This window comes from Aeromicrobium sp. Root236 (assembly GCF_001428805.1).
GTDB lineage: Bacteria > Actinomycetota > Actinomycetes > Propionibacteriales > Nocardioidaceae > Aeromicrobium.
Genome location: NZ_LMIS01000001.1, coordinates 3,790,458 through 3,807,701, shown reverse-complemented (window position 1 = coordinate 3,807,701; position 17,244 = coordinate 3,790,458). Strand labels below are relative to the sequence as shown.

The 17,244-nt window shown below is 68.7% G+C and carries 16 protein-coding genes; 7 read left to right on the top strand and 9 right to left on the bottom strand.

Features of this window, described 5'->3' with window-relative positions; translation table 11 throughout:
* Positions 1 to 70: 70 nt before the first annotated feature.
* Complete coding sequence (locus ASE12_RS19090) at positions 71 to 835, bottom strand: TIGR03936 family radical SAM-associated protein (RefSeq protein ID WP_200955054.1); 765 nt, start codon at positions 833 to 835, stop codon at positions 71 to 73.
* A gap of 43 nt (positions 836 to 878) precedes the next feature.
* On the opposite strand from ASE12_RS19090, the gene ASE12_RS19085 reads away from it, so the two are divergent.
* Positions 879 to 2,099, top strand: a complete 1,221-nt coding sequence (locus ASE12_RS19085) for an MFS transporter (protein WP_056404223.1) — start codon at positions 879 to 881, stop codon at positions 2,097 to 2,099.
* On the opposite strand, the gene ASE12_RS19080 is transcribed toward ASE12_RS19085, so the two are convergent.
* From ASE12_RS19080 to ASE12_RS19065, 4 genes are all read right to left on the bottom strand, one after another.
* Entirely contained in the window at positions 2,089 to 2,286 is a 198-nt protein-coding gene (locus ASE12_RS19080; RefSeq protein WP_056404221.1) for a hypothetical protein, read from the bottom strand. The genes ASE12_RS19085 and ASE12_RS19080 overlap by 11 nt on opposite strands.
* 167 nt (positions 2,287 to 2,453) lie before the next feature.
* Complete coding sequence (locus tag ASE12_RS19075; protein WP_056404220.1) at positions 2,454 to 5,321, bottom strand: helix-turn-helix transcriptional regulator; 2,868 nt, start codon at positions 5,319 to 5,321, stop codon at positions 2,454 to 2,456.
* A 52-nt stretch (positions 5,322 to 5,373) separates the two neighbouring features.
* Entirely contained in the window at positions 5,374 to 5,577 is a 204-nt protein-coding gene (locus tag ASE12_RS19070) for a hypothetical protein (protein WP_157413061.1), read from the bottom strand.
* A 140-nt stretch (positions 5,578 to 5,717) separates the two neighbouring features.
* Positions 5,718 to 7,649, bottom strand: a complete 1,932-nt coding sequence (locus ASE12_RS19065) for a TIGR03960 family B12-binding radical SAM protein (protein WP_056404216.1) — start codon at positions 7,647 to 7,649, stop codon at positions 5,718 to 5,720.
* A 233-nt stretch (positions 7,650 to 7,882) separates the two neighbouring features.
* On the opposite strand from ASE12_RS19065, the gene ASE12_RS19060 reads away from it, so the two are divergent.
* On the top strand, positions 7,883 to 8,509 hold the full coding sequence (locus ASE12_RS19060) for a hypothetical protein (RefSeq protein ID WP_056404214.1): 627 nt from the start codon (positions 7,883 to 7,885) through the stop codon (positions 8,507 to 8,509).
* A 1-nt stretch (position 8,510) separates the two neighbouring features.
* Here the strand turns inward: ASE12_RS19060 and ASE12_RS19055 are convergent, their stop codons facing one another.
* Positions 8,511 to 9,164: an NADPH-dependent F420 reductase gene (locus tag ASE12_RS19055; RefSeq protein ID WP_056404212.1), complete on the bottom strand. Its 654-nt coding sequence runs from the start codon at positions 9,162 to 9,164 to the stop codon at positions 8,511 to 8,513.
* A complete protein-coding gene (gene ndk, locus ASE12_RS19050; RefSeq protein WP_056404210.1) occupies positions 9,161 to 9,571 on the bottom strand; it encodes a nucleoside-diphosphate kinase in 411 nt (136 codons plus the stop codon). The genes ASE12_RS19055 and ndk overlap by 4 nt, the downstream gene beginning before the upstream one ends.
* A gap of 104 nt (positions 9,572 to 9,675) precedes the next feature.
* On the opposite strand from ndk, the gene ASE12_RS19045 reads away from it, so the two are divergent.
* The 5 genes from ASE12_RS19045 to ASE12_RS19025 all read left to right on the top strand — a co-directional run bounded on the left by ASE12_RS19045 (position 9,676) and on the right by ASE12_RS19025 (position 15,701).
* Positions 9,676 to 11,337, top strand: coding sequence for a glycoside hydrolase family 13 protein (locus ASE12_RS19045; protein WP_056404208.1), 1,662 nt, complete (start codon positions 9,676 to 9,678; stop codon positions 11,335 to 11,337).
* A 158-nt stretch (positions 11,338 to 11,495) separates the two neighbouring features.
* Positions 11,496 to 12,755 (top strand): extracellular solute-binding protein, encoded by a 1,260-nt coding sequence (locus tag ASE12_RS19040; protein ID WP_056404206.1) that lies wholly within the window; start codon positions 11,496 to 11,498, stop codon positions 12,753 to 12,755.
* Positions 12,752 to 13,690 (top strand): carbohydrate ABC transporter permease, encoded by a 939-nt coding sequence (locus ASE12_RS19035; RefSeq protein ID WP_056404204.1) that lies wholly within the window; start codon positions 12,752 to 12,754, stop codon positions 13,688 to 13,690. Before ASE12_RS19040 ends, ASE12_RS19035 begins: the two co-directional genes overlap by 4 nt.
* A gap of 1 nt (position 13,691) precedes the next feature.
* Entirely contained in the window at positions 13,692 to 14,534 is an 843-nt protein-coding gene (locus ASE12_RS19030; protein ID WP_056404202.1) for a carbohydrate ABC transporter permease, read from the top strand.
* Positions 14,535 to 14,537: 3 nt separating this feature from the next.
* Positions 14,538 to 15,701 (top strand): ABC transporter ATP-binding protein, encoded by a 1,164-nt coding sequence (locus tag ASE12_RS19025; RefSeq protein WP_056404200.1) that lies wholly within the window; start codon positions 14,538 to 14,540, stop codon positions 15,699 to 15,701.
* A 49-nt stretch (positions 15,702 to 15,750) separates the two neighbouring features.
* Here the strand turns inward: ASE12_RS19025 and ASE12_RS19020 are convergent, their stop codons facing one another.
* Both ASE12_RS19020 and ASE12_RS19015 read right to left on the bottom strand, forming a co-directional pair.
* Positions 15,751 to 16,605 (bottom strand): ParB N-terminal domain-containing protein, encoded by an 855-nt coding sequence (locus tag ASE12_RS19020; protein ID WP_200955053.1) that lies wholly within the window; start codon positions 16,603 to 16,605, stop codon positions 15,751 to 15,753.
* A 1-nt stretch (position 16,606) separates the two neighbouring features.
* A complete protein-coding gene (locus ASE12_RS19015; RefSeq protein ID WP_056404198.1) occupies positions 16,607 to 17,233 on the bottom strand; it encodes a metallophosphoesterase in 627 nt (208 codons plus the stop codon).
* Between the last annotated feature and the right edge of the window lie 11 nt (positions 17,234 to 17,244).

Genomic DNA, 17,244 nt, shown 5'->3' with positions numbered 1-17,244 from the left:
GCCGGGGAGTTGACGGCGAACTTTGGTCTGTCACATCAGCTCCCACATTCACCGCCGCGGTCGACACCTGTCAGGATGCGTCGCGGTCGAAGGCAAATGGATCGCCCACCGTGCCGGTCTCTGAGTCCAGAGGGCCCTGGGCCAAGCGAGTCGCGATGGGCGTCTGCTCGAGCTCGAGGCCACCGCTGGATCGGAGTCCGGCGAGAACGTCGTCTGGCCGTATCGACGGTGTGTCGTGTCGTACAACCACAGCCAGTATCGCACACGGGCCGCTGCGGGACTCGCCGGAACGCGCGGACAGGGCCAGCACCGCGTCGCGGCAGTCGAGCGTACGGAGGCCGCGCTTCATCATCCGTTCGATGAGCACCTCGTCGGTGGCGAGGAACGCGTCGACCGCTGACTGGGCGTGTTCGGGGCTGACCCCGGGCAGGGCGATCTCCCACGAGCTCGCCTGCAGACGATCGGCCAACGCCCCCGGTCTGGCCTCGACGACATCGACGATGTCGAGGCCGTCAGGGAGCGCGGAGTCGAGCGCCTCGCGTACCTCGCCGGGGTCGCACGGCCGGGTCATGCCGATCTCGAGGTACTCCGCCTCGCTCGCGGCCCCCGTCGGTGACGCGTTGGCGTACGAGATCTTGGGATGCGGCGTGAATCCGGAGGAGAACCCGATCGGGATGCCGGCGCGTCGGACCGCCCGCTCGAAGGCCCTGGCGAAGTCGCGGTGGCTGGTGAACCGCAGCCGGCCGCGCTTGGCGTAGCGGATGCGCAGCTTCTGCACGATCGGCAGCTGCGGGTTGGGGGCTTCGGGATTGGGCGTCCCCTCGAGGGTTGTCACCCGACGAGGCTACCTGCGCCCAGCAGGAGTTGAATGGTGCCTCGTGACTCCCCCCGCTTCCCCGACCACGCGCGGCCGTCTCCTCGTCGGCGCGGCGATCGTGCTCCTCGCGCTCAACCTGCGGGTCGCCGTGGGCAGCCTGGGCGTCGTCCTCGGCTCGGTACGCGACGACCTCGGCATGTCGACGGCCGTCGCCGGCATCGTCACGACGGTCCCGGTCGTCTGCTTCGCGGTGTTCGGCGTGGGCGCCCACGGCGTCGTCAAGGGACTCGGCCTGCACCGTACGGCCGCGCTCGTCCTGTCGCTGATCACCGTGGGTCTGGTGCTGCGTGCCGTGGTCGACAACACCGCCCTGTTCATGACGTTCACAACCGTGGCCCTCGCCGGCGCGGCGATGGGCAACATCATCCTTCCGCCGCTGGTCAAGGTGCACTTCCCGGACCGCATCGGTCTGATGAGCGCGCTCTACGGCGGGTCGCTCATGGCCGGCGCGAGCCTGGGATCGATCTCGACCGTGCCACTCTCCGATGCTCTCGGCGGTTGGCGGCAGGGCCTGGGCCTGTGGGCCGGGCTGGCGTTCGTCGCCCTGCTGCCATGGCTGGCGTTCCTGCGTCACGACGTTCGTACGGATCCCACTGGCTCGGAGCGGCTCGCCTCGCGCGACGTGCTGCGATCGCCACTCACGTGGGCCATGCTCGTGCTGTTCGGCTCCCAGTCGGCGATGGCGTACGCCCAGTTCGGCTGGTTGCCGGAGATCCTGACGGACGCCGGGCTCAGTGACGCACGCGCCGGGGCGATGCTGGGGCTGCTGAGTGGAGTCGGGATCCCGTTGACGCTCGGGCTGCCGTGGCTCATGCGCATCGTCGGCGAACGACCGGTCCTGCCGGTCGTCTTCGCGGTGGTGACCGCCTGCGGCTGGTTGGGGGTGCTGGTCGCCCCGACCACGTCGACGTGGCTCTGGGCGGTGCTGCTGGGTCTCGGTGGCGGTGCGTTCACCTGGACGCTGACCATGATCGGCAAGCGGACCCGGACGGCCGCGGGGACGACGGCGCTGTCGGTGTTCACCCAGGGCCCCGGCTACCTGATCGCCGGGATCGGGCCGCTGGGTGCCGGGGTGCTGCACGATGCCACGGGTTCGTGGACCGTGCCGCTCGTGGCCCTGATGTCGCTGACTGCTGTGATCGGTGTTGCGGGATGGTTCGTCGCACGGCCCGTGATGCTCGAGGACACCCTCGGTCACGGGCCGCGCGGGCTCAGCAGCTGACGGGACGCGCGGCGACGGTGCGGGTGGCACGCGCCGTGCGGGCCAGGTGGGCGATGAGGGCCAGGCGATCGCCGTTGAAACGCTCTGCGGCGACGCGCTCGGCGGTCGCCCGGCGACGCTCGATCGTCTGGACGAGCTGACGCTCGCGCTGCTGGCTGTCGACCTGTGCGATGAAATCGGTGATCATTATGGGCTCCCTTTCTGGAGTGCCTTTCGACATCACCTACATTCGTCGCTGAGTTGGGCCTGCCACATCGGGCGGATGCCCTAACTTCCACTCAGGTCCTGGGCCTAGGTACGTCTGAGGTACCTCAGACATACCTAGGCAACCGGCTCGTTGAGCGTGAAGGCGGCCTAGACAGGGATGGTCGACCGCTCGGCGATCATCGCGGCCTCGGTGCGGCTCGACGCACCCAGCTTGCGCAGGATCGCCGACACGTGGACGCTCGCGGTCTTGACACTGATGAACAGGCGCTCGCCGATCTGCCGGTTGGTGAGACCCTCGGCGATCAGGGCCAGCACCTGCTGCTCGCGGGCGGTGAGCTCGACCGATCCGGCCTCGTGCCGGCTCGCCGCCCCGCCGAGCGGCAGACCGGCACGCTGCGCGAACGTCCGAGCCTGATCCGTGATCAGCCCGGCGCCGAGGGCGTTGGCGGCGTCGATCGCCTGCTCGAGCGTGACGACCGCCTCGGACCGCAGACCGGAGCCGTGCTGCGCCATGGCGAGCCGCAGCAGCAGGTAGGGACGGTTCTGGGCGGGCAGCTTGTCGACCCCTTGCAGTGCGCGCTGCCACTCGTCAACACCGTCCCCGGTGCGTGAGGGCCCGCCGAGCTCGGCGTCGACGACGGCCGACCAATGGGCGGCGGTCGGCCAGAACGAGTCGGCGTCCAGCCGGGTGCGGAGGCGCGCCTCGGCGTCCTCGAGGTCGACGTCAGTGGCGCCCTCTTCACGGAGGCGTGCCAGTGCACGGGCAACCTGCGCGTAGATCACGAGTGCATGACCCGGTTGCGAGGTGAAGTCCGGCTCGATCACCCGGGACAGGTGCGTCCATGCCGTGGCGGCATCACCCTGGGCAAGGGCCAGCTCGCCCGCCAGCCGGACGTACTGGAGCCGCGTCTGGATCTCGACCTCGGCAAGCGCGACCATGTGCGGGCCCCAGTGCTTGAACATCCGCTCCGCGGCCTCGAGCTCGCCCCGCCAGAGCGTCGACCACACCTTGGACTGCAGCAGGTAGACCCGGAACGTCAAAGGCGGCGAGAGTGCGATCACGCGGTCCAGGAGACGCGCGGCACGCTCCCACTCGCCGCGTGCGAACAACGGATCGATCATGTTGGAGGCGAGGATCGCCCCTGAGCTGCGTTCGACCCCGAGCTCGCGGGAACGGTCGAGCCCTTCGTCGGCCACTGCCACGGACTCGTCGTAGCGGCCCAGCAGGTTGAGCATGTCGGAGTAGTTGACCCGGAACCGCAGGAGCGCATCGGGGTTGCCCTGCGCCAGCTCCTTGGCTCGCTCGAGGTCCGCCACGCCACCCTCGACGTCCCCGCGGTGAGCCCGTGCCACGCCTCGGATGTTGGAGGCCACCGACGCGGCCTCAGGGTCGCCCAGCTCGACCGCGAGATCCAGGGCCTGGGTGGCGAGCTCGACGGCGTCGGGCTCGGCGCCCTCGATCATGTAGCGGGCAGCGAGGCGGTAGAGGATCGTCGCTCGCAGTGACTCGTTGACGCCGGGCGGGACGAGCTCGAGCGCCTCACGGAGCAATGGGATCGAGCCGAGCTTGGCGATGTTGTGCAGGCACTGCGCCTTGAGCATCAGATGACGGGCGAGGTCAGGACCGTCGACGTCGTCGAGCGAGATCGCCAGCTTGATCGTGGCAAGAGCACGTTCGGGCTCTCCTGCGGTGTGGAGGTAGGCGGCGACCTTGCCCATCAGCTTGGAGCGCGGCATGCCGGCGACTGCCTCGGCGTCGTCGATCGCGTCCCAGATCTCGAGGGCTCGCTCCCCCATCTGCGCGGCGGTCGCGTAGGCGTAGGCCTGCGCGGCGCTGCGCATCGCCGCGATGGTGGCCGGGAACGCCTTGGCGTGGTTGTTGGCGGCGTGCCAGTGATAGGCGATCTCGGTGATGTCGCCGGGCTTCTCACGCGCGGCCAGAGCCTCGGCGTACTGGGCGTGGAACCGGCTGCGCTCGCCAGGCAGGAGGTCGCCATGGACGGCCTCGCGCACCAGCGCGTGCCGGAACGTGTAGGCGACGTCGTCGACCAGCAGGACGTTGGCCAGGATGGCCGCCCGTGCGGCGGCGTCGAGCTGCTCGGGGCCGCGGTCGAACACCTCCTCGACGAGCTCGTGCTCGACACGGAGGCCACCCGCGGAGACGACGCGGAGGAAGTACTGCGTGGCCTCGTCGAGCCGCTCGTAGCGCGCCAGCAGGACGTCGCGCAGCGTCTCGGGCAGGACGGAGTCCTCGCAGCCGACGAGCTCCTCGACGAAGAACGGCACCCCTTCGCTGCGCTCGAAGACGCTCTCGACGAGGTCGAAGCTGGGCGTACGGCCGAGAATCGCGTGCGCCTGCTTGCGGACCTGGGCCCGCGTCAGACGGCGGAGCTCGAGCCGCTTGGCCCGTCGGCCGCGCTCGATCTCAGTGAGGAACACGCGCAACGGGTGGCCGCGGTGCACGTCGTCGCTGCGATAGGTGAGGACGATCATGATGGGCCCGGACGCGACGGCGCGCAGCAGGAACCGCAACACGGTCAGGGTCGCGTCGTCGGCCCAGTGCAGGTCCTCGATCACGACGATGACGGGACGCTCGCGGGCGAAGTGCTCGAGCAGCAGCGCGACGCCCTCGTGGAGCCGATTCTCGTTGGCGCCACTGGTCACGTGGTCGCTGAGCTCGGGCAGGAGCACGCCGATCGTGTCCCATCCGGGGCCCGCGGCCTCGAGCACGCGGTCCGTGCCGGCCTGCTCGACCAGCTCGCGCAGCAACGCGGTGATCGGTGCGTACGGCGTGGCGACCTCACCCAGGTCGACGCACTGCCCGCGCAGGATGCGCGCCGACTCGCCGGCCCGGGAAGTGAACTCGGCGAGCAGCCGGCTCTTGCCGATGCCGGCCTCACCGGCGACCACGACGGCCCTCGGCTCGCCCGCCACGACCTGCGCGTAGAGCGCATCGAGCTCTCGCAGGTCTGCGTCGCGGCCGATCAGGGTGGCGCTGGAGGGCGGGAGGTGCACGGCTTCATCGTGCCACCTCCCGCCCACAGATTTGTCCGGATCCGGGCGGCGCTCAGCCATGGGCTGGAGCGTCCGAGAACAGCTCCGCCAGTCGGTGCCGCACGACGTACGAGAGACCCCGACCACCGGGCGTGCGACGAGCCTTCGCACGTACGCCCTGGCGTTCCAGCAGGATGCGCCGGCGCTCGTTGCGGAGGATCATCTCCTGCTCACGCTGGCGATAGAGCGCGGACTCCACATAGTCCGATGCAGTCATGGTGACCACTCCTTCGATCTCGATGTCTCCATCGTGATTCCTAAGGTGGGGTCGCCACATCGGACGAATGCCTTATCTTGCTCCTGACCTGCGGCTGAGCCGCCCTAAGGCAGGCTCGGACGACCCGGCGCGGGAGCGGCTCAGACGACAGTGAGCGGCAGCAGGTTCTTGCCGGTCGGGCCGATCTGAATCTCGAGGTCCATCTGCGGGCAGACACCGCAGTCGAAGCACGGCGTCCAGCGGCAGTCCTCGACCTCGAGGGCGCCGTCGGGGTTGAGCGAGTCCTGCCAGTCCTCCCAGAGCCAGTCGCGGTCGAGACCGGCGTCGAGGTGGTCCCAGGGCAGCACCTCGGCGTACTCGCGCTCACGGACGGTGTACCAGTCGAGGTCGACCGGCTCGTCGGCCAGCGCTTCAGCGGTCTTGTCGGCCCAGCGGTCGTACGAGAAGTGCTCGCTCCAGCCGTCGAAGCGCCCGCCGTCGCGCCACACGGCCTCGATGACGCGGCCGACGCGACGGTCGCCGCGGGACAGGAGTCCTTCGATGATCCCGGGCTTGCCGTCGTGGTAGCGGAAGCCGATCGCCTTGCCGTAGCGCTTGTCGGCGCGGACAGCATCGCGGAGCTTCTTGAGGCGCTCGTCCGTCGTCTCGTGGTCGAGCTGCGAGGCCCACTGGAACGGCGTGTGCGGCTTGGGCACGAACCCGCCGATCGACACGGTGCACCGGATGTCGTTGCGGCCCGAGACCTCGCGACCGGTCTGGATGACCCGCTTGGCGAGCTCGCCGATCTGCATCACGTCGTCGTCGGTCTCGGTCGGCAGGCCGCACATGAAGTAGAGCTTGACCTGACGCCAGCCGTGCGAATAGGCAGCGGCGACGGTGCGGATCAGGTCGTCCTCGGTCACCATCTTGTTGATGACCTTGCGGAGGCGCTCGCTGCCGCCCTCAGGCGCGAAGGTCAGGCCCGAGCGACGGCCGTTGCGGCTGAACTCGTTGGCCAGCGTGATGTTGAACGCGTCGACGCGGGTCGACGGCAGCGACAGCGAGGTGTTGGTGCCCTCGTAGCGATCGCCCAGCTGCTTGGCGACCTCGCCGATCTCGGTGTGGTCAGCGCTCGACAGCGACAGCAGGCCGACCTCCTCGAAACCGGTCTTGTCGAGCCCGTTCTGCACCATCGCGCCGATGCCCTCGATCGAGCGCTCGCGCACCGGCCGGGTGATCATGCCGGCCTGGCAGAACCGGCAGCCGCGCGTGCAGCCGCGGAAGATCTCGACACTGAAGCGCTCGTGCACGGTCTCGGCGAGCGGCACCAGCGGGTTCTTGGGGTATGGCCAGGAGTCGAGGTCCATCAGCGTGTGCTTGGCGACCCGCCACGGCACACCGGGCCGGTTGGGCACGATGCGCTGGATGCGGCCGTCGGGCAGGTAGGTCACGTCGTAGAACTTCGGGACGTAGACGCCACCGGACTTGGCGAGGCGCATGAGGACCTCGTCGCGCCCGCCGGGCCGGCCCTCGTCCTTCCACTCACGGACGACCTCGCTGATCGCCAGCACGATCTCCTCGCCGTCGCCGAGCACCGCAGCGTCGAGGAAGTCGGCGATCGGCTCGGGGTTGAACGCCGAGTGGCCGCCGGCGATGACGATCGGGTCGTCGTCGCCGCGGTCGACTGCGTGGAGCGGGATGCCGGCGAGGTCGAGCGCGGTCAGCATGTTGGTGTAGCCGAGCTCGGTCGAGAACGAGATGCCGAACAGGTCGAACGCCCTGACCGGACGGTGCGCATCGACCGTGAACTGCGGGATGTCGTTGTCGCGCATGACCTTCTCCATGTCGGAGAACACCGCGTACGTACGCTCTGCCAGGATCCAGTCGCGCTCGTTGAGGACTTCGTAGAGGATCTGCACGCCCTGGTTGGGCAGCCCCACCTCGTACGCATCGGGGTACATCAGTGCCCAGCGCACCTGCGCTGAGTCCCACTCCTTGCTCGTCGCGTTGAGCTCGCCACCGACGTACTGGATGGGCTTGCCGACAGACGGGAGCAGCGGTTCAAGGCGTGGGAAGACGGACTCGACGGACATGCCTCTAGGTTAGGCGCTGCATCCCGCGGCGCGAAAACGTCGCTCGGGTGGACGCCCTAGGGCGTGTCAGCCAATTCGCAGTCGATCAGGGTGCGTGGCATCCGCGCCCGTCTGACAAGGCAGAGGAGGGAGACGCACCGGGGTTGTGCGGCGACAGACGATAACGCAGTCAGACGGGATGCGGGGGTGCGCACCCCGGCTGGGAATTGGCTGACACGCCCTAGGCTCGTGGTGTGAGACGCAAACCCCGCGAGAAGCGCCCGTTCTCCCTGAACTACGTGCCGGTGGCCACTGACGGCGGTCCCGACCAGGTGCTCACGGTCGAGAACCACACCGAGGTGTCCGTCCTGCCGACGCTCGCCTTCACGCCGATCAGCATCTACGGCCACGAGCTGCCCAACGTCGTGACGCAGACCGTCAACGGCTCGCACCTCGGCGGTCCGCTGCTGCCCGCCGGCGGGACGCTGCGCGACATCCTGCGATTCGACGGCCCAGGCAGCCGTCAGGTCCGTGGTGTGCGCGTCGAGCTGGCGGCTGTCGAGGAGGTCGACCATCCGGCGCTCGAGCAGGACACCCGCAGCGTCATGATCGACCTGGAGCAGAAGGCCACGGACGAACCCGCCGACTTCTGGGGCATCGGGCTGGTCAACCCCAACTCGTTCGGCGTGACCGTGCGCGTGTCCCTGCTGGAGTTCGAGGAGCGGGAGCGCGACTTCCCGCGGCAGGTCGTCGACGTCGTCACCCTGCAGGAGGACGTCGACCTCGCCTCGGTGTCCAACCACGTGATCTGGCTGCCCGAGGACGTACGCGGGCAGTTCCACGAGGTCGTGCACCACCTGCGCCAGCCGACGTACGTCTGAGTCAGCCGGAGTTGATCGCCCAGTTGAACCGTGGGGCGTTCGACCCACGCGCGATCGTCACGCGCATCCACAGCGACATCGTCATCTCCACGGCCGCGGCCGTGTCGATCCCGCCCAGGTCGACGACCTGCACGGGGCGCCAGCCCAGCAGCGCGAGGAACTCGCGAGCCCGGTCCTTCGCCTCGGCGTCGTCGCCGCTCAGGAACACCACGTGGTCGCCCTCGACGATCGACGGGTCCACCATCACCGTGCAGTTCATGGTGTTGAGCGACTTCACGACCCGCAGGTCGGGGAACGCGGCCTGGATGCGCTGGCCCAACGAGTCGTCGGTCGACGCCATCGGCTTCGGGTAGCCACCCTCGACGGGCTGGAGCTCGTTGGACACGTCGATGAGGGTCTTGCCGGACAGCGCCTCGGCGCCGACGCTCTCGAGCGCAGCGATCGAGTGCAGGCCGTTCGTCGCGTTGACGATGACGTCGGCGTGGGCGACCGCGTCGGCGAACGAGCCCGTGCGCACGCCGAGCGCGGCGACCGGCTCCAGGCTCGGGGAGTCAGCGGTACGTGCACCGACGAGGACGTCGACACCCAGCCCGGCCAGCCGCGACGCGAACGTACGACCGACGACGCCGGTGCCGAGCACCCCGATCGAGGTCATGACAGCTCGGGGAACCAGAGGTCGATCTCGCGCTTGGCCGACTCCTCGGAGTCCGAGGCGTGCACGAGGTTCTCGCGGTTGGACAGCGACAGGTCACCACGGATCGTGCCGGGCGCCGCCTGGCGACCGTCGGTGACGCCGTTGAGCAGGCGTACGACCGCGATCGCCTCGTCGCCCTCGAGCACGAGCGCGACGAGCGGTCCCGAGATCGCGAACTCACGCAGCGGCGGGTACCACGGCTGATCGACGTGCTCGGCGTAGTGGGCATCGGCCTGGGCGGCGTCGATCGTCCGCTGCTCGAGCGCGACGATCGTCAGGCCCTTGGCCTCGAACCGCGACAGGATCTGGCCGGTCAGTCCGCGGCGTACGGCGTCGGGCTTGATGAGGACGAGGGTGCGTTGCGACATGGCCAAAACCTATCCTGCGCGGTCGTACGCCCGACGTCGGTGCCCGCCCACGCCGTGCGTACGTTTGGTGGCGGTGCCGGTCCGGCGCCCGGAGGGAGGCGAACATGGCGGGCTCAGGCGAGCAGTGGTGGCGGGACGCGGTGATCTACCAGGTCTATCCCCGCTCGTGGGCGGACTCCGACGGCGACGGGATCGGCGACCTGCCCGGCATCACGACCCGCCTCCCCCACCTGGCCGACCTGGGCGTCGACGCCGTCTGGCTCTCGCCGTTCTACACCTCGCCCCAGCGCGACGCCGGCTACGACGTCGCCGACTACCGCGACGTCGACCCGGTGTTCGGCGACCTCGCGGCGTTCGACGCCTTGATGGCTCGTGCGCACGAGCTCGGGCTGCGGGTCATCGTCGACATCGTGCCCAACCACTCGTCGAGCGACCACGCGTGGTTCAAGGCGGCACTGGCCTCAAAGCCAGGGAGTGCGGAGCGGGCGCGCTACATCTTTCGCGACGGTGGCGACGGCGGCGAGCAGCCGCCCAACAACTGGCAGAGCCTGTTCGGGGGCCCTGCATGGACGCGGGTCACGGAGCCGGACGGCACACCGGGTCAGTGGTACCTGCACCTGTTCGACACCAGCCAGCCCGACTTCGACTGGACCAACGCCGAGGTGCGTGGCGAGCTCGAGGACGTCCTGCGATTCTGGCTCGATCGAGGCGTCGACGGGTTCCGGATCGACGTCGCGCACGGTCTCGTCAAGGCCGACGGACTGCCCGACAGCGAGCACGACCAATGGTCCGAGCCGACGGCCCTCGCGCCGATGTGGGATCAGCCGGGCGTCCACGACATCTACGGCAGCTGGCGTCGGATCACCGACTCGTACGCCGTGGACGGCGAGGATGCCGACCGCATCCTGTGCGCCGAGGCATGGGTCCTTCCCGCCGAGGCGCTCGCGCGCTACGTACGCCACGACGAGCTGCACCAGTCGTTCAACTTCGAGTACCTCATGACGCCGTGGCTCGCGGACGACCAGCGCCGGACGATCACCCACTCGCTCGCCCAGGCCGAGGCGGTCGGGGCGCCGCAGACCTGGGTGCTGTCCAACCACGACGTCGTACGCCACGCGAGCCGGCTCGGCTACCCGCAGCAACCGGGCCTGCACCGCGTCGAGGGCATCGGCGCCGACGACCAGCAGCCGGACGCCGAGCTCGGCCTGCGCCGTGCCCGCGCGGCCACCGCCGTCATGCTGGCACTGCCGGGCTCCGCATACCTGTTCCAGGGCGAGGAGCTGGGTCTGCCCGAGGCGACGCAGTTGCCCGACGAGAGCCGGCAGGACCCGACCTTCGCGCGTACTGGCGGGGCGTCCAAGGGCCGCGACGGCTGCCGCGTACCGGTGCCCTGGGAGGCCGATGCCCCGTCGTACGGGTTCGGCCCCGGCGACCAGCCCTGGCTGCCCCAGCCGCCCGAGTACGGACCACTCGCGGCCGACCCGCAGCGCGGCGTGCTTGGGTCCACACTCGAGCTCTACCGGACGTTGCTGGCGCTTCGTCATGCCCTTCGTCTCGGCCGCGGCAACCTGACGTGGCTCGACGGATTCCCGGACACCGTCCTGGCCTTCGCGGTCACGTCCGCGGCCGGCGAGGTCACCGTCCTGGCGAATCTCGGCGACCAACCCCTGGCCCTCCCCGACGGCACCACGGTCCTCGCCTCGAGCCAGCCGCTCGAGCCCGGGGCCCCGCTCGGCACGGATGAGACGGTCTGGCTGCATCTCTGACCACCTCCCTGTTGCGCTCCCTCGGGCAGGCGGTTAGGTTCGGCGTGTCCCTGTGACCGGCATCACGTGCCGGTCGCGAACGGGATCGGGTTGGGGGAGGAATGGCCGTACGTTCTGTTCGACGAGTCGTTGCCGGCTGTGCCGCGGCGGCGCTGTCCATGAGTGTGCTGGCCGCCTGCGGAAGTGGCAGCGGCGGCAAGGCATCGCTCAACTGGTACATCAACCCGGACGGGCAGGTCACGCTCAACAAGCTCGCCAAGGACTGCAGCACCAGCAAGTACGACATCAAGATCCAGCTGCTCCCGGCCAGCGCGACCGACCAGCGCACGCAGCTCGCCCGACGCCTGGCGGCCAAGGACAGCTCGACCGACCTGATGAGCCTCGACCCGGTCTTCGTGCCCGAGTTCGCCAACGCCGAGTGGCTCGCCCCCTTCGAGGGTGAGCAGGCCGACAAGGTCCTCGACGCCGACGTGCTCAAGGGGGCGGCCGAGACGGTGAAGTGGGACGACAAGGTCGTCGCGGCGCCGCAGTGGGCCAACACCCAGGTGCTCTGGTACCGCCGCTCGCTCGCCGAGAAGGCCGGGCTCGACATGACCAAGCCCGTCACCTGGGACCAGGTGATCGACGCCGCCGGCGACAACGGCGCCACGGTCGGCGTCCAGGCCAACAAGTACGAGGCCTACGTCGTGTGGATCAACGCTTTGATCCAGGGCGCCGGCGGCAACATCCTCGACCCGTCAACGGTGGAGAAGGGGCGTGACGCCAAGGTCACGATCGACTCCAAGGCAGGCAAGGACGCCGCAGCCGTCATCAGGAAGCTCGCCAAGTCCCCCGCAGCACAGCCCGACTTCACGACGTCCAACGAGGGCACGAGCCTCGGTTCGATGTTCCCCGCCAAGGGACCCGGCGAGTTCATGACCAACTGGACGTTCGTCTACAAGAACTACGAGGGCCTCATCGACAAGCCGAGCGGCCCCAAGGGCAAGAAGGGCTTCGAAGACCTCGGCTGGGCCCGCTACCCCCAGACGGTCGCCGGCGAGGAGTCCAAGCCGCCGATCGGTGGCATCGACATCGGGGTCGGTTCCTACTCCAAGCACCTCGACTACGCCAAGGCCGCCGCCGTCTGCGTGACCAACGCCAAGGCGCAGACCGCGCTCGCCGTCAACGAGGGCCTGATGCCCTCGCGTCAGTCGGTCTACGACTCGGCCGAGCTCAAGAAGGCCTACCCGGCCGATCTGCTGCAGCTGTTCAGCCAGAGCGTCGACACCGGCGGCCCGCGGCCCAAGAGCGCGTTCTACAGCCAGATCTCGAGCGCGATCCAGTCGCGGTGGCACTCACCCAACTCGGTCGGCCCGAACACACCCAAGAAGTCGGCTGACTTCCTTTCGGCCATCCTCAAGGGAAAGGCGCTCTTGTGAGTACGTACGTACAGACGGCGGCTCCGGACGAGGCGCCCAAGGCGGTCGACTCGGACCGGACGCGCGCCGAGAACTCGTTGGCCCGCAAGCTTGTGGCCCCGGCCGTCGTGCTGATGCTGGTCGTCACGGCTTTCCCGATGCTGCGGGCGCTCTACCTGTCGATGTTCAGCTACTCGCTCACGGCGCCCGACGACAAGGAGTTCGTCGGGTTCCAGAACTACTGGACGGCACTCAGCGACAAGCTCTTCTGGCAGGACACCGGCAACACCGTGATGATCATGATCGTCACCGTGACGATCGAGCTGGTCATCGGCTTCGCGTTCGCGATGGTCATGCACAAGCTGATCTTCGCGCGCGGCACGATCCGCACCTCGATCCTGATCCCCTACGGCGTCATCACCGTCGTCTCGGGCTTCGCCTGGCAGTTCGCGTTCTCCAACACCAACGGTTTCGTCAACGGGTGGCTGCCGTTCTTCGGCGACGACTTCAACTGGTTCGCCAAGTACGACTCCTCGATCGTCGCGATCATGGCGTCGGAGATCTGGAAGACCACGCCGTTCATGTCGCTGCTGCTCCTGGCCGGGCTCGCGCAGGTCTCCGAGGACATGCTCGAGGCCGCCAAGGTCGACGGGGCGACGTGGTTCCAGCGGCTCTACAAGGTGATCCTGCCCAACATGCGGGCGGCGATCATGGTGGCGGTGCTGTTCCGAGCCCTCGACGCCTACCGCATCTTCGACAACATCTTCGTGATGACCGCCGGTGCCAACCACACCGAGTCGATCTCGTTCCTGACCTACCGGCAGGTGATCGAGCAGTTCCAGCTGGGCATCGGCTCCGCGCTCTCCGTCCTGCTGTTCCTGTCCGTGCTGGTCGTGGCCTACGGGATCGTCAAGCTCTTCAAGGTCGACCTGTCGGCCGCACGACAGGAGAACTGAGATGAAGGACCTTCGCGGCCGCATCCTCACCGCAATCGGTGTCGTCTTCATCCTCTTCTGGTGCCTGTTGCCGGTGGCCTGGATCATCTCGCTGTCGTTCAAGTCCCAGGAGGCCGTCACCAACGGCAGCCCCGGCTTCTTCCCCTCTGACGGTGGCGGCGCCGGTTGGAAGAACTACAAGGACGTCCTCCACGACGAGCAGTTCCGGCACGCGATCTTCAACTCGATCGGCATCTCGCTGATCGCGACGGCACTCTCGGTGATCCTCGCGACCCTGGCGGCGTATGCCATCGCGCGGCTCGAGTTCAAGGGCAAGAAGTTCGTGCTGACGACGGCCCTGGTCATCGCGATGTTCCCGGTCGTCTCGCTCGTCGGGCCGCTGTTCGACATGTGGCGCACGTTCGGCATCTACGACACCTGGATCGGGCTCATCATCCCCTACATGTCGTTCACGTTGCCGCTGGCGATCTGGACCCTGTCGGCGTTCTTCCGCGAGATCCCGTGGGAGATGGAGCAGGCCGCCCAGGTCGACGGCGCCACGTCGTGGCAGGCGTTCCGCAAGGTCATCGTGCCGCTCGCGGCGCCCGGCGTGTTCACCGCGGCGATCCTCACGTTCTTCTTCGCGTGGAACGACTTCGTCTTCGGCATCTCGCTCACCTCGACCGAGAAGGCCCGCCCCATTCCCGCCGCCCTGTCGTTCTTCGTCGGGGCTGATCCGTTCAACCGGCCGGCGTCGCTGCTGGCCGCGGGTGCCGTCGTCGCCACGGTCCCCATCGTCGTCCTCGTCCTGTTCTTCCAGCGCAAGATCGTCGCCGGCCTGACCGCCGGCGCAGTGAAGGGTTGATCCATGGCTGCCATCGAGATGAAAAACATCGTCAAGAAGTACGGCGACGGCTTCCCGGCCGTCAACGACGTCAGCATCGACGTCGCCGACGGCGAGTTCATGATCCTGGTCGGACCGTCCGGCTGCGGGAAGTCGACGCTGCTGCGGATGATCGTCGGCCTGGAGGACATCACCTCGGGCGACATGATCATCGGCGGCACCCGGGTCAACGACCTCGCCCCGCGCGAGCGCAACCTGTCGATGGTGTTCCAGAACTACGCGCTCTACCCCCACCTCACGGTCTACGAGAACATCGCGTTCCCGCTGCGACTCCAGAAGATGAGCAACAAGGAGATCGACGAGAAGGTCCGCGACGCCAGCAAGACGCTCGACCTCGACGAGCACCTGCAGCGCAAGCCCGGCAACCTGTCGGGCGGCCAGCGCCAGCGCGTCGCGATGGGCCGCGCGATCGTGCGCGAGGCCAAGGCGTTCCTGTTCGACGAGCCGCTGTCCAACCTCGACGCCAAGCTCCGCGGCCAGATGCGCACCGAGATCGCCCGCCTGCAGAAACGGCTCGGCATCACGACGGTCTACGTCACGCACGACCAGACCGAGGCCATGACGCTGGGCGACCGGGTCGCGGTCATGAAGCGCGGCATCCTGCAGCAGCTCGCCACCCCCCGCGAGCTCTACGAGCAGCCGGTCAACCTCTTCGTGGCCGGGTTCATCGGCTCGCCGCCGATGAACTTCCTGCCCGCGACCGTCGAGGGTGACCAGGTCACCCTGCCGTTCGGCACGTTCTCGATCCCCAGCGCCAAGGCCGAGAAGACCGCCGGCAAGGGCCTGCTGATGGCCGGCATCCGACCGGAGCACTTCGAGGACGTCTCGGTGATCCAGTCCGGCTCCGTCGACGAGTCGCGCACGTTCAAGGCTCACATCGACGTCCGTGAGTGGCTGGGTGACCAGCAGTACGCGTACGTGCCATACGAGGCCGAGGCGGAGGTCCAGGCACAGCTCAAGGAGCTCGCCCGCGAGGCCGACAGCGACTCGCTGCGCACGCAGCTCGTCGTCTCGCTGGACTCCGACAGCAAGGTCAAGGAAGACGACGACGCCACGCTGTTCATCGACACCGACAAGATGCACCTGTTCGACCCGTCGACCGGCGAGAACCTCACCGTCGGGCTCTGACTGTCGTCATTTCGACGGGCTCAAGGATCCTTGAGCCCGTCGAGAGGACTCAGCGGCGCTTCTTGCCCTTGCGGCGGACCGCGTCCATGATCTCGGCGTCCCAGGCGTGGTCGCGGATCAGCCGATAGCGCTCCCCCGCGACCCGCAGGTAGGCCTCGGCGGGGCGCTCGTCCTCGCCACGCACGCCGGCCTCCTCGATCAGCTGCACGACCGGCGCGAACTCCTCGGCGTACCAGCGCGCCGCCATGGTCCGCTTGTCCATGTAGGCACCCTCGGCATGCATCGTGCGGGTCGCCCACGCCTCGACCGTCTCGGCGAGCACCCCGTACGCGAACGGGTCGTCGACCGCGACCGCGGCGCGGGCCTCGCCCGTGAACGGGACGCGCTGCAGCATGAGCCGGCGCCAGTACTTGAGCTCGAGGTCTGACCGCGCGGCGATGCCGACCGGTGCCAGGAACGTCTCGATCGCAGTGACCCGTGCCTCGATCACCTCGAGCTTGAGGCTGCGAGCGACCGAGACGCGGTGGTGCCCGTCGCGCACGAAGTAGTAGTCGCCGATCTGGTAGACGTCGATCGGCGGGATGACCTCGCCGGTGCGGCTGGCACGTGACAGTCGCTCCCAGCGCTGACGGCTGACCGCCGACGTCGGGCGGAACCGGCGGTCGAAGTCGCGCATCTTGTCGACCGAGCCGACGATCGCGTCGAGCGGGATGACCTTGATGCCGAGGTAGTTCTCGGCGCGCCGGCCGAGGGCCTCGACGACCTCGTCGAACGACAGGGACTGGACGACGTCGTCAGTGTCGTTGCGCAGCCGTGCCGCCAGTCCCGAGAGGAACTGGTGCCGCCGGGCGCGCATGAAGTCGCTCTCGGCATCCACGCGCGGCGAGCCGGAGTCGCGCATCATGTCAGCCCCGCCTCCCGGGTCCGGAGGCTGCCGGAGCCGACGCCGACTCGATCTCGATGACCTGCCACGGGATGACGTTGCGGATCGTCGTGGGGCCGAGCTCGCGATCGGGCTTGTGCATCCCGTACGGATGGATGTGGCCGTGCAGGTGCCACGCCGGCTGCAACGTCTCAAGGACTCCGACGAGCGCCGAGATGCCGACGTGCGGGCCATCGGGCTCGTCGCCGAGGCCGAGCGGCGGTGCGTGCGTCAACAGGACATCGACGGGACCCGCGGCCCGGGCCGCCTTGAGCAGCTTGCCGGCACGCCGGTCGTACTCCTTCTGCGTGTACTGGTGCGGGCCGTGGTTGTAGACGACGCAGCCACCCAGCCCGGCAATGCGCAGCCCGCCGACCGTGGCGACCCGGCCATCGAGATCGACGAAGCCACGGGGGCCCTTGCCGCCGGCTGTGCTGGGATCGTGGTTGCCGGGCACGTAGACCGCCGGCGCGTCGACGAGCGCGATCAGCGACTCCAGGTAGCCCCACGGCAGGTCACCCGCGGCGAGCACCAGGTCGACGTGCAGGTCACGCACCCGCGACTCCATCGCGGGCACCTCCTCGTCGGCGACCGCCAGAACGCGCACCATGACCTCGACAC